Consider the following 14,743-nt stretch of genomic DNA (forward strand, 5'->3'; position numbering starts at 1 on the left):
TAGGCTGAAGTGCTGTGGAACCGGTATACGCGACCGTCATTCAGCTTGCTCGTCTGGCCTTTCGTATACAGGGTTTGAAGATCACCGTCACCGGCGTGGAGAACCTGCCTACCAGCGGCGGCGCCGTCATCGCGATCAATCACACCGGTTACCTGGACTTCATGCTCGCGGGTTTGCCCGCCTACCAGCAGGGCCTGGGCCGCAAGGTGCGGTTCATGGCCAAGCAGGAGGTGTTCGACCAGAAGATCACCGGTCCGATCATGCGCAGCCTGCGGCACATACCGGTGGACCGGGCATCCGGGGCCGCCTCCTACGAGGCCGCGGTCAAGAATTTGAAGGACGGTGAATGGGTCGGCGTCTATCCCGAAGCGACGATCAGCCGCAGCTTCGAGATCAAGCAATTCAAGACGGGGGCCGCACGGATGGCGGTCGACGCCGGCGTGCCGATCATTCCGCACATCGTGTGGGGTGCCCAGCGGATCTGGACCAAAGACCATCCCAAGAAGCTGTTCCGGCCGAAGGTGCCGATCACGGTGGTCGTCGGCGAACCGATCGAACCGACGCTGGCCATCGAGGAATTGAAAGGGTTGCTGCATTCACGGATGCAGCATCTGCTGGAGCGAGCCCAAGAGCAGTACGGACCGCATCCGGCCGGCGAGTTCTGGGTGCCGCACCGGTTGGGCGGCGGTGCGCCCACGATGGCCGAAGCGACCCGCTTGGACGCCGAGGAAGCAGCGATACGGGCGGCGCGCCGCGCTCAGCGGGCCGGAGCGCCGGAGCAGTGAGGCGAGCGTGGAGCCCATTTACCGCACCCTGGTGATCGTGGCCCGCTCGCTGGTGCTGGCGACCGGGAGCCGGATCACCCTCAGCGGCGTGGAAAACATTCCCGGGCGGGGCGGGGCGGTGATCGCCATCAATCACACCAGCTACGTCGACTGGCTGGCGGCGGGGCTGGCCGTCAATCGTCGCCGTCGCCGGATCCGGTACATGATCAAGGCCGAGATGCAACAGGTGAAGGTGGTCAATTTCCTGATCAAGCACACCAAGACCATTCCGGTGGACCGCGGAGCGGGCGCGGGCGCCTATGCCGTTGCGGTGCAGCGGCTGCGCGAGGGCGAACTGGTAGGCGTCTACCCGGAGGCCACGATCAGTCGCAGCTTCGAGCTCAAGGATTTCAAGACCGGCGCGGCCCGGATGGCCGTCGAAGCAGATGTGCCGATTGTGCCGATGATCGTCTGGGGCAGTCAGCGAATCTGGACCAAAGGCCACCCAAAACACCTGGGCCGCAAAAAGATACCCGTCACCGTGCAGGTCGGTGCGCCGCTGCGGGCCGCCGAGGATATCCCGCGGACCAATGCGGCGCTGCGGGAGTCGATGACCGCGCTGCTGGACCAGGTGCAGCAGCGGTATCCGCATCCGGCCGGAGAGTACTGGGTGCCGCGCCGATTGGGCGGTGGAGCCCCGACGTTGGCGGAGGCGGCTCAAATGGATGCTGATGAGATCGCGGCGAAAGCCGCTAGCCATGCCCCGCAGCGGTCGCGGTAAGCGCGGAAGGAAACGACGTGGCAGAGCCGTTCTTCAGGATGATGGAAGTTCTTGTTCCGTCGGTTATGGCGCTGAATGGAAACAAGATCACCTTCCAGGACCTGGAGAACATCCCGGAGCGCGGCGGCGCGTTGATCGCCCTCAACCACACCAGCTATGTGGACTGGGTCCCCGCCTCGATTGCCGCCCACCAACGGCGGCGACGGCTGCGGTTCATGATCAAGGCCGAAATGCAGGATGTGAAGGCCGTCAACTACGTGATCAAACAGGCCCAGCTGATCCCGGTGGACCGCACCCTGGGGGCCGAAGCTTTGGCCGTAGCCGTGCAGCGGTTGCGCGAGGGCGAACTCGTTGGACTACATCCGGAGGCCACCATCAGCCGCAGTTTCGAGCTCAGGGATTTCAAGACCGGCGCCGCCCGCATGGCGCTGGAGGCGCAAGTGCCGCTGATTCCCATGATTGTCTGGGGCGCGCATCGGATTTGGCCGAAGGATCATCCAAAGCACTTGTTCCGCAGCAAGATTCCGATCACGGTAGCGGTCGGAAAGCCGTTACCGCCGCAAGGCGACATCGATGAACTCAACGCGGTGCTGCGCTCTGCGATGAACACGATGCTCTACCGGGTTCAGGAGGAGTATCCGCATCCCGAAGGTGCGTATTGGGTGCCGCGGCGGCTCGGTGGTGGCGCGCCAACCCAGGACCAGTCCAGGGAGTTTCGGATCGCCGAGTTGGCCGAGCGGATGCAAAAGCATGGGCACGACGGCGTGACCCGGTCGCGACGCGAAGAAGGCGGACAAAACTGACGACACCGCCGGCGCTCATCGCGTGCGACGTCGACGGCACCTTATTCGACGACGACGAAACCATCAGTCCGCGGACTCGCGCCGCGGTGCGCGCGGCTGTCGCCAGCGGCGCGCACTTCATCCTGGCGACCGGCCGCCCGCCGAGGTGGGTGCGCCCCGTCGTCGAGGCGCTTGGTTTCGCCCCCATGGCGGTGTGCGCCAACGGCGCCGTCCTTTACGATCCGGCGACCGACCGGGTGATCTCGGCGCGCACGCTGTCCGTCGACACCCTGGCCGAGCTGGCCGAGATCGCGACGCGGGCCATTCCCGGCGCCGGGCTGGCCGTCGAACGCATCGGTGAGCGCGCCCACGACACCGCGACTCCCCAGTTCGTCAGCTCGCCGGGCTACGAGCACGCCTGGCTCAACCCGGACAACACCGAGGTGTCGATCGCAGACCTGCTCAGCGCGCCGGCGATCAAGTTGCTGATACGCAAAAGCGGTGCCCGCAGCTCGGAGATGGCCGCCGAACTGGCCAAGCACGTCGGGATCGAGGGCGATATCACCTACTCGACCAACAATGGGCTGGTCGAGATCATGCCGTCGGGTATCAGCAAAGCGAGCGGCGTGGCCGAGATCGCCCGGCCGCTGGGGATAGCCGACGACGGGGTGCTGGCATTCGGCGACATGCCCAACGACGTGCCGATGCTGCTGCAGGCCGGCCGCGGCGTGGCGATGGGTAATGCCCACCCCGATGTGCTGATCGCCGCCGACGAGGTCACCGCGCCAAACACCGACGACGGTGTCGCCCGGGTGCTCGAGCGTTGGTGGGCTTAGAACCCGACAGCAGGGGTGGTTTTACTATCGCCGAACAGCGCGGCGATGTGGAAGACTGCCGGTCGTGCCAGAAGACCCGTCCGCGGCAAAGGGCCAGCCAGGTAAGGAGCCTGGCGGCTCGGACGAGGAATCCGCGTTCCCCAAGCCGCTGCCGCCGATCCCTGCCTTTGGCGAGCAACCCCAGTCGGTGAACCCGGTGTGGCAGCCTTCTGATTCGGGGGAGGCGGGTTCGGACGAGGACGAACCCGGCAAATTCCTGTCCGGCGGCAGCATGAAGTCCCAGGATGCGGCAAGCACGCGGCCACGTCCGGCGACGCCCGCCGAGTTACGTGCGCGGGAGAAGTACGAGAAGAAGCAGCGGGAGATCGAACAGGCGCGCCTTGAGGCGGAGGAGAAGCGCAAGAAGCGGAACCGACGGCTGATCGGTGCCGGCGCGACCGTCGGGGTAGTGGGTGTCGTGGCGGGCCTCGGGTATTGGGCGCTGTCGGCGCCCACCGTCACGGCCCAATGCGTCCGGGACGACCCGAACGGTCAGCCGGTGATCGTTCCGGACAGTTACTGCACCGGACACAGCCCGGGCCTCAACGGCTTCTTCTTCTACGGCGGGCACCAGTACCGGTACTACTACGGCAGCTCGGGCTTGGTGGGTTCGCGGCCGATCGGGGGAACGACGACGCGGCCTGGCGGCGCAACGATCAAGACGAAGTCGGGCAGCACTATTCAGCGCGGCGGGCTCGGCGGCAAGTTCAGTGGGGGAAGTCGGGGCGGCGGCTCGTGAAGCGCTGCCGAACCGAGCCGCGGCCCAAATGGCGTTCGATCGTGGAATCGCAAGGGCTGGTCTACGGGTCGCCGGCCCGTGACGCGCGGGGCAGGGACCGTCCCTACTGGGACGAGTCGGTCTACTACGAATTCGACATGGACGAGATCCTTGCGCTGGAAGCCGATGTCGAGTTGCTGCACTCGATGTGCCTCAACGCCGTCGAGCAAGTGGTGTTGATGGAGCGGTACGCGGATTTCGGTCTGCCGGAATGGAGTTGGCAAGCCGTAGCCGAATCCTGGCGGCGCTCCGACCCACATGTTTACGGCCGCTTTGACTTACGTTACGACGGTCGCAGGCCGGCGGTGCTGCTCGAGTACAACGCCGACACACCCACCACGCTGCTGGAAGCCGCGATCCTGCAATGGTATTGGCTCAAAGACAAGTTCCCGGACGACGACCAGTGGAACTCGCTGCACGAGCAGTTGGTCGATCGCTGGAAGGTGGTTGGCGATTCGCTGCCCAGCGCCGAGTTGCACTTCACCTGGTCGGGTGTCGAAGCGACCGGCGAGGACCAGATTACGACGACCTACATGCAGGAAACCGCCGCCGAAGCGGGGTTTCAGACCATTGGATTGATGATCGAAGACCTCGGTTGGGATTCGGCGCTGGAGCGGTTCGTCGATCTGGAAGAGGACCAGATCCACGCGGTCTTCAAGCTCTACCCGTGGGAGTGGGTGCTCGACGACGACTTCGGCAAACATGTCGCGGCCAGCCTGCCGCAGACGATGTGGGTCGAACCGCTCTGGAAGACACTGCTTTCCAACAAGGCGATCCTGGCTGTGCTGTGGGAGATGTACCCGGGCCACCCGAACCTGCTACCCGCCTATCTCGACGATCCGCACGAGCTGACCGAATACGTTCGCAAACCCAAGCTCGGCCGGGAAGGCGCGAACATCACCATCGTCGGCGCCGGTCTCGAGACCGCTACCGGTGGGGTCTACGGGGAAGAGGGTTTCGTCTACCAGCTGCTGGATCCGCTGCCCGAGTTCGACGACATGCGACCCGCATTGGGCACGTGGCTCGTCGGCGATTCGGCGGCAGGACTCGGCATCCGTGAGACCGCCGGATTAGTGACCGACGACGGCGCAGCTTTTGTCCCGCACCGGATCCCTTCGAGATAAGTGGCAATGAGAATGGAGTTGATCATCGATGACGACAACTAGCGTTGCGCTGTCGGGCTATTGGGACGCGGGCCATTGGAATGTGCTCGGTCGAGGGGTCGGTGCCATCGTCTTGTATGCGATCGTCGGCCTGGTGCTGATGATCCTCGGGTTCTACGCGATTGACCTCACCACCCCGGGGCCGCTGCGCAAGATGGTCGACGTGGGAAAGCCGAACGCGATCGTCGTTGCCGCCGCCGGCATGGTCAGCATGGCGCTGATCGTGGTGCTCGCCATCTACGCGTCGTCGGGAAAGCTGGTCGAAGGGCTGGTTGGATCTGCCATTTTCGGGATCGTCGGCATCATCGCGCAGGTGGTGATGATGCGGATCGCGACTCTGGTGATCGGCATCGACATGGACACGCTGTTCGAATCCGACGAGTTCAGTTACTCGTCGCTGATGGTGGCGGCCGCGCAGTTCGCGCTTGGAATTGTGGTAGCGGTCGCGATTCTCTGACGGGGGCCGTGGCGGCCGGTCGGTGGCGTCCGGTCACATTTGTCACTCGAGTCCCGTCGCTCAAACATATGTCCTCATGTCCAGCTACGAGCGACAACTTGTGCTGTCGGTGGTTGGTTGGCGGTGGGGGGCGGTTGCGGGCAGTGGGCAAGGGCCGCGGATGCCGGCCGCGTCGAGTGCGTGGCCGTCTAGTGTGAAACGTCGGCTTTCAAAGTGTACTGAGGGCGGCAAAATCGTCGATTCTTCACCGCCACTTCACAATTAACGCCGTGGGTTCACGGTCAACGCCATGGGTTCACAGTCAACGCCGCCGCTTCACAGTCAACGCCGTCGGTTCACGGGCAACGCCGCCACTTCACGGTCAACGCCGCCGCTTCACAGTCAACGCTGCAAGTACACACGCCCCCTACCGGCAACCCATGGCGCGCAGCGCCTTTGGCGGAACGGTAGCAGCGATCAGCGATGCGGCGTCGATAGTCTGCGGCTGGTAGGGCAGCGTCGACAGGCGGGCCGACATCGATGCGAGCGGATCCCCATCAAAACCGGCGGACCCGGACAGGCCAGAGAGAAACGCCCACCCGTGCTCGTCGCTGCCGAAATAAACGACTGTGTCGAATGTTTCGTGAAATCGCTGCCATGACCGTTGCAGCGACTCGTTGCGCCACAGGGTCGGGCATCCGGCCTGGAAGACGACCACTCGACCGATATTGCGGCACCTCTGCAGAAAGTCGGCCTGGTACAGCCGGTTATGCTGCGCGGATTCAGGACGCTCGTCGGGAAGGTCGACCACGACGATGTCGTAGGCGACGGCAGAGCGGCCGACGAAGCTCCACCCGTCGCAGTAATGCACAGCGATCGGGCCGAGTCCGCTTTCCGCCCTGCGTAATTCGTCTGTCGAGTAGCCGTAGGGCAGATGCTCCGCGCATAGCCGCACGGCTTCACGGTCGATGTCGACGTGGTCGACATGCGCGGCGCCGGCGGCCACCGCCAGCTGGCTCACCACACCCTCGCCGGAGCCGATGACGAGCACCCGCTCGATCTTGTCTGTCAGCAGCATCGCCGGCACCAGCAGCGCCTCGTGGTAGACGAGCTGACTGAACTCGGTGCTCTGTCGTTCATCGTCGCTGAACAACGCCACACCCTGTGCCGTGCGGCCGATCACCAGATGCTGGAACTCGGTTCGCACGTCGCAGATGACCTCGGATACGCGCCAACTTCGGGTGATTCCGGGCGCCATCGGTTCGACGATCGTCCGGCCCGCACCGCAGACGCCGGATCGCTGCACGAAATAGGTTGGTAGCGGCAGGAATCCATTGAAAGCCACGGATGCGTAGCTGGCGCTATAGGCGCCGGCATCCTCGATTACGACACGGTCGCCGGCCCGTAGCGTGACCGGAAGCGAATACCGTTGGTAAAGAACATCGTCGCCGTCACAGGTCGGGCCCGCCACTACCGCATCGTCGACGGGGTCGTCATCACGGTCGGTGCGCAACCGGTACCGAATGTATTCGTTCTCGGTTTCGGCAAGGCCGCCGTAGCGACCGATGTCGAGGTACACCCAGCGCCGGCCGTCGGTGCCGGCGCGCACGCCTATCACCTCGCAGTAGATGGTGCCCGCGGATCCCACAAGCAGCCGTCCAGGTTCCACCACGAGGTGTGGTGGATTCGGACCGAAATGGCGTGTCAGGGCGGACATGATCGTGTCGGCCACCACCTCGATGTGCGGTGCGCCGGTCGCATACCCAAGCGGGAAGCCACCGCCGATGTTGATCGCGGCAAGGTCGCCTACAGCGTCATAGATGGTTGCCGCACAACGCATTCCTAGCTCCCACGCGGCCGGGTCCAGCTGTTGCGAGCCGACATGGAAACAGAGCCCTTCCGGACGCAGTCCCAGACCTCGGGCATGATCCAGCAAGGCTACGGCGTCGCTGGGAGCGCACCCGAACTTGTGGCCGAATGGAGTCACCGACGACGGAAACACCGGTGCGATACGGCATTCCACACTAGATCCCGGAGCATGCGCGGCAATCGAGGCCGCACCGTCCGCTGTGTCGAAGGCGAACCGACGCACTCCCTGCGAGTACGCCGCAGCTATCTCCGACGGTTTCTTGACGGTGTTACCGAATGTCAGAAGGTGGCCGTCGATACCGGCCGATGCGCACACGTCGATCTCGCCGACCGATGCGACGTCAAATTCCGTGCCCTCGGCCGCGAGAACCCGCAGGACAGGTTCGGCCGGATTCGCCTTGACCGCGTAGCGGATCCGCGCGTCGGGCAGCGCGGCCTGCAGCTTCCGGAAGTTCTCTCGCACCCGATCGAGATCGATGGTCAAATACGGCGTCTCGGGCACAGGTCGCAGAGTAGTACGCGCCGAAACGCCGGGCCGCCCAGCCTAGCCGACCGGGTGCGTCGGTACCGAGAAGTGTTCGGATGGGACCGTCGGGCCGCTCGGGGATTGCGTCGACAGCGACGTGGTGATGCCGTCGACGACCTCGGTGACGTTGCCGTTGAGACGCTCGAAGTTCAAGGTCCCATGCTGGAAGTTCTGAGTGATCCGCAGCGGCTCCTGTATTTCCGCGCTGGTCGGCAAACCGAGTGGACCGCGTTCGTAGCTCAGCGACGCCCAGGCGTCGTAAATCGCCCCGGTGACCGGTTCGGCGCCGATTTCGGGCGACCAGTACATCGCTCCCTTGGCGAAGGTGACGTAGCGGGTCGCGCCGAGTCCGCTGGCCTCCGTAGAAGTCGGCGCTCCCAGAACGCTGTTCATGCCCCCGATTGTCTGCCAATGTTCGTAGATGACACCACCCTGCAGCGCCCGGATCAGCTCCTCGGGCGGATCGTTGAAATGCGATGCGATATCCCGGATCTCGTCCATAACCGCGTAGGCGGCATTGCCCGGGCAGTCGGTGTTGCCGACGTCGCGGTGGGTGAAGATGGTAGGCAATTTCGCCACAGACCCCGCCGCAAACGTCGTGAAATGGCTGCCCGCGGACTCCAGCGACACCGTTGCCTTGGGGTCGACGTTGTCCATCCCCAGGCGCCAGCCCAGCAGTCGGCCCATGGTGCGGATCTGAAGCGGTGTGGGCGGGACGTCGTCGAAGTTGCCGATCATGGCCACGCCCCAGGTGTCGCGGTTGAATCCGCCGGTATGGAATCCCTCGACCGGTTTGGTGAGCCCACCGGCGCTGCCCTCGAACACCTGGCCGTATTTGTCGACGAGCGCGTTGTACGCGATGTCACACCAGCCCAGGGTTTTGCTGTGGTAGGTGTAGATGGCCTTGACGATTCCGGCTGACTCCTGCGGCGAGTAGTCGTTACTGCCGGCGGTGTGGTGGACTACCGCGGCACGAATTCCGTTGTCGTACTGCGGAGTCCCGCATCGCAGCGACTCGTCGGCCCCCCACTCGGCGCGGCTGATGATGCTGGGGGCTTGTCCCGCCAGCACGACGCCGGTCGGCGGCGTCCAGTGCGTTTCGACGGGTGCCTGCGGTGGGGAAATGAGTATCGCCGAAATGTTCTGTCCGAAGGGCTCTTCTTTGGTGGCCGGCTTGTAGCCGAGACCCGGCTTTCCGTCGGCGGCGTCCGGCGGCCTGGCCGGTGCCCCGGTCACCGCCGCATCGATCGGGCGGGTGATCGCGATCTGCACGGTCTTGGTGGTCCCGACGAATACCGGATCTGTGCTGCGCGGCCCGCCCTGCGGTCGCGGGTCAGGCGCTCCGGTTTGGTATTCGGTCTGATACCAGGGTCCCCAGGAACCGTCGTGGCGCTGTGCGCGCACGCGCGCCGAGGTACCGGTCAAGTCGCCGGTCAACGCGACCAGAGAAAACGGCGTCTCCTGAGTGAGTTCGCGAACTGTCACACCGCCACCAAGCCCGACCAGCGGCTGCTCGGAGAGCCGGGTGTCGGCAGCCGGCGGTGTGACCGGAGAGCTTTGGCGGGCCGGATTTACCAGCCAGGTGACGATGACGATGGTCGCCGCGATCGCGGTGAGCAACATCGTGGGTGCGCGGCTGCGGGACGGCACCAGGTGATGTTACGCGTGTGTCTATTGTTATTTGTGAGGCGACACGGCGCATGTGCGCAGCTATTGGCTGGAGCGGTTTCGACGGCACCGCAGAGGTTGCTGTGCGGGCTGCTAGGTCCCGGCTTCAGTGCGACTCTGCGGTGCCGTCAGGTGACAAGTTCTCCGGAAGCCCTAGCCGGTGGGTAGGGCTTCGACCGGTGCGGCCGTCAAGGTCGGCACCGCTCCAGCCGCGGGTACGCCGGCAGCCGCGGGCGCCAGCGCGCCTGGGACACCCGTGGCCCCGGGTATCGCGGCGGCCGGAGCGCCGGCTGCGGCCGGTAGTCCGGCGGCACCTTGCAAACCCGCCGGTAGCGACGGTGTCGGGATGCCACCGGCCGGTAGACCGGCACCCGGCGCTCCCGCGACAGCCCCGGTGCCGCCCTGCATGCCCTGCGTGATTGCCGGCATCACCATGCCCTTGAGCAGGTCGATGGCCTGACCGGCGCCCAACTGGTTCGCGGCTTGCATCAGATCGTTGACCAGGCCGCCGCCACCGCTCGGCGCAGCCGACGGGGAGGTCTGTCCCAATGCGCCCAGTGACGGCTCGGCACCCAGGATTGGGTAGGTGCCGTCGGCGCCCGGGTCCAACCCGGTAGTCGGCGCGGTGATCGGCACCTCTCCCGGATTGGCGATCGGCGAGCCGATCGCGGGATTGGCGACCCCGGGATTGGTCACTCCCGGTGCGACGCCGGTCGGGCTGGTCAGCCCTGGGTTAGACAGTGCGGGGTTGGCGCCCACACCCGTCGTCGGCGCAAATGTGTTGCTCGGCGTCGTAGGGGTCAAGCCCGGACTGGTCAACCCCGGGCTAGTGAGACCCGGACTGGTCAGGCCTGGACTGGTCAACCCCGGGCTGGTCAGACCCGGACTGGTCAACCCCGGGCTAGTCAGGCCGGGGCTGGTGAGTCCTGGGCTGGTGAGACCAGGGCTGGTGCCCGTGGCGCCAGTCAGGCTCGGCACATTCGGCAAGTTGATCCCGAACTGCGACAACCCCTGGGACAGCGCGCCCATCAGCTCGTTGGGCAGGTCGGTGATCTGCGCCGCATGCTTGAATGCGTGGTGTTCGGTCGGTTTGGTGCTTTCGGTCGATTCGTAGACAAGGAAATATGCGCATGGACTCGCGACTGCCAGGGCGGCGGCCGCGCTCAAGGCTGTAGAAAGCTTGCGTCGGCGTCGGTTCGGCACGGAAGTCTCCTCAATCTGGCCCTCAATCGGGACTATGTGTTGTGCGGTCCGTCTCTGTCTGTCGTGCGCGACATGAACCTCACACGATTGATGGTACGAGTGTGGTCGCTGTGACTAGAGTGGCGATATCGAATCGTGAGGCAATCGCGACCTTGGCTATTGCGGTGAGATGCGGTGGCTTCGACACCACTTTCGGGCCCTCTGCGCTTGCGGAAGTCCGCCTGCCGCGCGCCGTCAAATCAGGTTTTGGCAGCAAGGTCAGATAACCTAGGCAACCGATGACCGCTCGTTTCGACCTCTTCGTTGTTGGCTCCGGATTCTTCGGCCTCACTGTCGCCGAGCGCGTGGCTACCCAACTCGGAAAGCGCGTGCTCGTCGTCGAACGCCGCCCGCATATCGGTGGCAACGCGTATTCCGAGGCGGAGCCGCAGACCGGCATCGAGGTCCACAAGTACGGTGCCCACCTTTTCCACACCTCGAATAAGAAGGTTTGGGACTACGTGCGGCAGTTCACCGAGTTCACCAACTACCAGCACCGGGTCTTCGCCATGCACAACGGCCAGGCCTACCAGTTCCCGATGGGACTGGGCCTGGTGTCGCAGTTCTTCGGCCGATACTTCACCCCTGATGAGGCACGAACGCTCATTTCCGAGCAGGCCTCCGAGATCAACACCGGCGACGCGCAGAACCTCGAAGAGAAGGCGATCTCGCTGATCGGCCGGCCGCTCTACGAAGCCTTCGTCAAGGGCTACACCGCCAAGCAGTGGCAGACCGACCCGAAGGAACTTCCGGCGGCCAACATCACCCGGCTGCCGGTGCGCTACACGTTTGACAACCGGTACTTCAGCGACAGCTACGAAGGCCTGCCGGTCGACGGCTACACGGCCTGGCTGACCAGGATGGCCGCCGACGACCGCATCGAGGTCAGGCTGGACACCGACTGGTTCGACGTCCGCGAGCAGCTGCGCCGAGAATCGCCGTCGGCCCCGGTCGTCTATACCGGACCGTTAGATCGATACTTCGATTACGCCGACGGCCGACTCGGCTGGCGCACACTGGATTTCGAGGTGGAGGTGCTACCGATCGGTGATTTCCAGGGCACGCCGGTGATGAACTACAACGACCTCGACGTGCCCTACACCCGCATCCACGAGTTCCGGCACTTCCACGCCGAACGCGACTACCCGACCGACAAGACGGTGATCATGCGGGAGTACTCCAGGTTCGCCGACGACGACGACGAGCCTTACTATCCGATCAATACCGAGGCCGACCGTGCCCTGTTGGCCGCCTACCGGGCGAGGGCTAAGTCCGAGACCGCATCATCGAAAGTGTTGTTCGGCGGACGGCTGGGCACCTATCAATATCTGGATATGCACATGGCCATTGCCAGCGCACTGAATATGTACGACAACGTCCTGGCGCCGCACCTGCGCGACGGCGCGCCGCTGATAGAGGAGGACGGCGCAAGATGACCGCCGTGAGCCTGCTGTCCCGAATCATCCTGCCTCGACCGGGCGAACCCCTGGACGTGCGCAAGCTGTATCTCGAGGAGTCAACCACCAACTCCAGCCGCGCACACGCGACCAGCCGCACCTCGCTGCAGATCGCCAAAGAATCCGAGGTGTCGTTCGCCACGTATTTCAATGCCTTTCCGGCCAGCTATTGGCGGCGCTGGACTGTCTGCACGTCGGTGGTGCTGCGCGTCGAGCTGAGTGGGACCGGACGCGTAGATGTCTACCGCACCAAGGCCACCGGTGCGCGTATCTCTGTGGAGGGGCGTCAATTTGTCGGCACCGACGACCAGCCGACCGTGGTGGAGATCGAGGTGCCGCTCAAGTCGTTCGAGGACGGTGGCTGGATCTGGTTCGACATCACCACCGATACCGCGGTCAGCCTCGTCAGCGGAGGTTGGTATGCGACCGAACCCGCTCCGGGTACGGCCAACATCGCGGTGGGGATCCCGACGTTCAACCGCCCGGCCGACTGTGTGAATGCGCTGGCCGACCTCACCGCAGATCCATTGGTGGACGAGGTAATTGGTGCGGTGATTGTCCCGGATCAGGGCACGCGCAAGGTGCGCGATCACCCGGCTTTTCCGGCCGCGGCCGCGGGCCTGGGTAATCGGCTCTCCATCCACGACCAACCCAACCTCGGCGGCTCCGGTGGTTACAGCCGGGTGATGTACGAGGCGCTGAAAAACACCGACTGCCAACAGATTCTGTTCATGGACGACGACATCCGCATCGAGCCGGACTCGATTCTGCGGGTGCTGGCGATGAACCGCTTCGCCAAGGCGCCGATGCTGATCGGCGGTCAGATGCTCAACCTGCAGGAACCGTCGCATCTGCACATCATGGGCGAGGTAGTCAACCAATCGAACTTCATGTGGACCGCCGCGCCGCACGCCGAGTACGACCACGACTTCGCCGAATACCCGTTGAATGACAAGAATGATCGGAGCGCGATACTGCACCGGCGCATCGACGTCGACTTCAACGGCTGGTGGACGTGCATGATCCCGCGACAGGTCGCCGAAGAGCTGGGACAGCCACTGCCGCTGTTCATCAAATGGGACGACGCCGAATACGGTCTACGAGCCGGCGAGCACGGTTATCCGACCGTCACGCTGCCGGGTGCGGCGATCTGGCACATGGCCTGGAGCGACAAGGACGACGCCATCGACTGGCAGGCCTACTTCCATCTGCGCAATCGCCTGGTGGTCGCGGCCCTGCACTGGAACGGTGACATCAGCGGCCTGGTCCGCAGCCATTTCAAGGCCACCCTGAAACACCTTGCCTGCCTTGAATATTCGACGGTGGCGATCCAGAACAGAGCTATCGACGACTTCCTCGCCGGACCTGAGCACATCTTCTCGATCCTGGAGTCGGCGCTGCCGGAAGTGCACCGGATGCGCAAGGAATTCCCGGACGCGGTCGTGTTGCCGGCTGCCAGCGAGCTGCCGGCGCCGTTGCACCGGACCAAGGCGATGAAGCCCCCGGTGAACCCGGTGGCGATCAGCTACCGGCTGGCCCGCGGGATGCTGCACAACCTCAAGGTCGCCGCCCCCGCCCACCACCAGCGCCCCGAGTACAACGTGCCGACTCAGGACGCGCGCTGGTTCCGGCTGTGCACCGTCGACGGTGTCACCGTCACGACGGCCGACGGCTGCGGCGTCGTCTACCGGCAACGCGATCGAACCAAGATGTTCTCGCTGCTGTTCCAGTCGCTGCGCCGTCAGCGTCGGCTGGCGAGGCGGTTCGACGAGATGCGCCGGGTCTACCGCGAAGCGTTGCCCGTGCTGTCCAGCAAACAGAAGTGGGAGACGGCTCTACTGCCGACAGGCTCGCCCGCGCACCACGATTCGGGACATGCCTGAACCCGGGGCGCCGAGCGGCGAAGTCGCCGCAATGGTCGCCATCCAGTCGACGCTGGCTGAACGCCCGGGGGTGTTGACCGCGGCGCGCGGACTGTCGCACTTCGGAGAGCACAGCATCGGTTGGGTAGCCGTGTCGCTGCTCGGTGCCGCGCTGGCGCCCCAGCATCGCCGGGACTGGCTGGTGGCCGGGGCCGGCGCCTTCGTCGCCCACGCGGCCGCCGTGCTCATCAAGCGGTTGGTGCGACGCCAACGGCCGAGTCATCCTGCCGTCGCGGTGAATGTCGGTACGCCCAGCAAGCTGAGCTTTCCGTCGGCGCACGCCACCTCGACCACGGCTGCGGCCCTCCTGATGGGCCGCGCTACCGGACTGCCCTTGGCCGCGGTGCTGGTGCCTCCGATGGCGCTGTCGCGGGTTCTGGCCGGGGTGCACTATCCCAGCGACGTTGCCGCCGGGATTGCTTTGGGCGCCGCGGTCGCGGGCACCGTCGTCCGGCTCGACAAAGGGGCGAGGGCATGAGT

Annotated in this window: 13 protein-coding genes; 10 read left to right on the forward strand and 3 right to left on the reverse strand. The window is 64.9% G+C overall.

The window, feature by feature from the left end; all coding sequences use genetic code 11:
* Positions 1–14: 14 nt before the first annotated feature.
* From AC5Y21_RS16430 to AC5Y21_RS16460, 7 genes are all read left to right on the forward strand, one after another.
* Entirely contained in the window at positions 15–785 is a 771-nt protein-coding gene (locus tag AC5Y21_RS16430; protein WP_499913727.1) for a lysophospholipid acyltransferase family protein, read from the forward strand.
* 7 nt (positions 786–792) lie between these two features.
* Positions 793–1,545, forward strand: coding sequence for a lysophospholipid acyltransferase family protein (locus AC5Y21_RS16435; protein WP_499913729.1), 753 nt, complete (start codon positions 793–795; stop codon positions 1,543–1,545).
* 17 nt (positions 1,546–1,562) lie between these two features.
* Entirely contained in the window at positions 1,563–2,348 is a 786-nt protein-coding gene (locus AC5Y21_RS16440) for a lysophospholipid acyltransferase family protein (RefSeq protein ID WP_499913731.1), read from the forward strand.
* A complete protein-coding gene (locus AC5Y21_RS16445) occupies positions 2,345–3,163 on the forward strand; it encodes an HAD family hydrolase (RefSeq protein WP_499913816.1) in 819 nt (272 codons plus the stop codon). The genes AC5Y21_RS16440 and AC5Y21_RS16445 overlap by 4 nt, the downstream gene beginning before the upstream one ends.
* Before the next feature lie 64 nt (positions 3,164–3,227).
* Entirely contained in the window at positions 3,228–3,941 is a 714-nt protein-coding gene (locus AC5Y21_RS16450) for a hypothetical protein (RefSeq protein WP_499913733.1), read from the forward strand.
* On the forward strand, positions 3,938–5,104 hold the full coding sequence (locus AC5Y21_RS16455; RefSeq protein WP_499913734.1) for a glutathionylspermidine synthase family protein: 1,167 nt from the start codon (positions 3,938–3,940) through the stop codon (positions 5,102–5,104). Before AC5Y21_RS16450 ends, AC5Y21_RS16455 begins: the two co-directional genes overlap by 4 nt.
* Positions 5,105–5,132: 28 nt before the next feature.
* Positions 5,133–5,600: a DUF350 domain-containing protein gene (locus tag AC5Y21_RS16460; protein ID WP_499913736.1), complete on the forward strand. Its 468-nt coding sequence runs from the start codon at positions 5,133–5,135 to the stop codon at positions 5,598–5,600.
* Between the two features lie 406 nt (positions 5,601–6,006).
* On the opposite strand, the gene AC5Y21_RS16465 is transcribed toward AC5Y21_RS16460, so the two are convergent.
* From AC5Y21_RS16465 to AC5Y21_RS16475, 3 genes are all read right to left on the reverse strand, one after another.
* On the reverse strand, positions 6,007–7,950 hold the full coding sequence (locus AC5Y21_RS16465; RefSeq protein ID WP_499913738.1) for a spermine/spermidine synthase domain-containing protein: 1,944 nt from the start codon (positions 7,948–7,950) through the stop codon (positions 6,007–6,009).
* 42 nt (positions 7,951–7,992) lie between these two features.
* Positions 7,993–9,624 carry an N-acetylmuramoyl-L-alanine amidase gene (locus AC5Y21_RS16470; RefSeq protein ID WP_499913740.1) on the reverse strand — a complete coding sequence of 544 codons (1,632 nt, stop codon included), beginning with the start codon at positions 9,622–9,624 and terminating at the stop codon, positions 7,993–7,995.
* 171 nt (positions 9,625–9,795) lie between these two features.
* Positions 9,796–10,845 (reverse strand): PirG, encoded by a 1,050-nt coding sequence (locus AC5Y21_RS16475; protein WP_499913742.1) that lies wholly within the window; start codon positions 10,843–10,845, stop codon positions 9,796–9,798.
* Positions 10,846–11,123: 278 nt separating this feature from the next.
* Here AC5Y21_RS16475 and glf point away from each other — a divergent pair, with 278 nt between their 5' ends.
* The 3 genes from glf to AC5Y21_RS16490 are packed head-to-tail and all read left to right on the forward strand — an operon-like array spanning position 11,124 to position 14,741.
* Positions 11,124–12,320 (forward strand): UDP-galactopyranose mutase, encoded by a 1,197-nt coding sequence (gene glf, locus AC5Y21_RS16480; protein ID WP_499913744.1) that lies wholly within the window; start codon positions 11,124–11,126, stop codon positions 12,318–12,320.
* Positions 12,317–14,224, forward strand: a complete 1,908-nt coding sequence (locus tag AC5Y21_RS16485; RefSeq protein WP_499913746.1) for a glycosyltransferase — start codon at positions 12,317–12,319, stop codon at positions 14,222–14,224. Before glf ends, AC5Y21_RS16485 begins: the two co-directional genes overlap by 4 nt.
* Positions 14,217–14,741 carry a phosphatase PAP2 family protein gene (locus tag AC5Y21_RS16490; protein WP_499913748.1) on the forward strand — a complete coding sequence of 175 codons (525 nt, stop codon included), beginning with the start codon at positions 14,217–14,219 and terminating at the stop codon, positions 14,739–14,741. The genes AC5Y21_RS16485 and AC5Y21_RS16490 overlap by 8 nt, the downstream gene beginning before the upstream one ends.
* Positions 14,742–14,743 lie beyond the last annotated feature (2 nt).

Source organism: Mycobacterium sp. NGS41 (genome assembly GCF_059812725.1).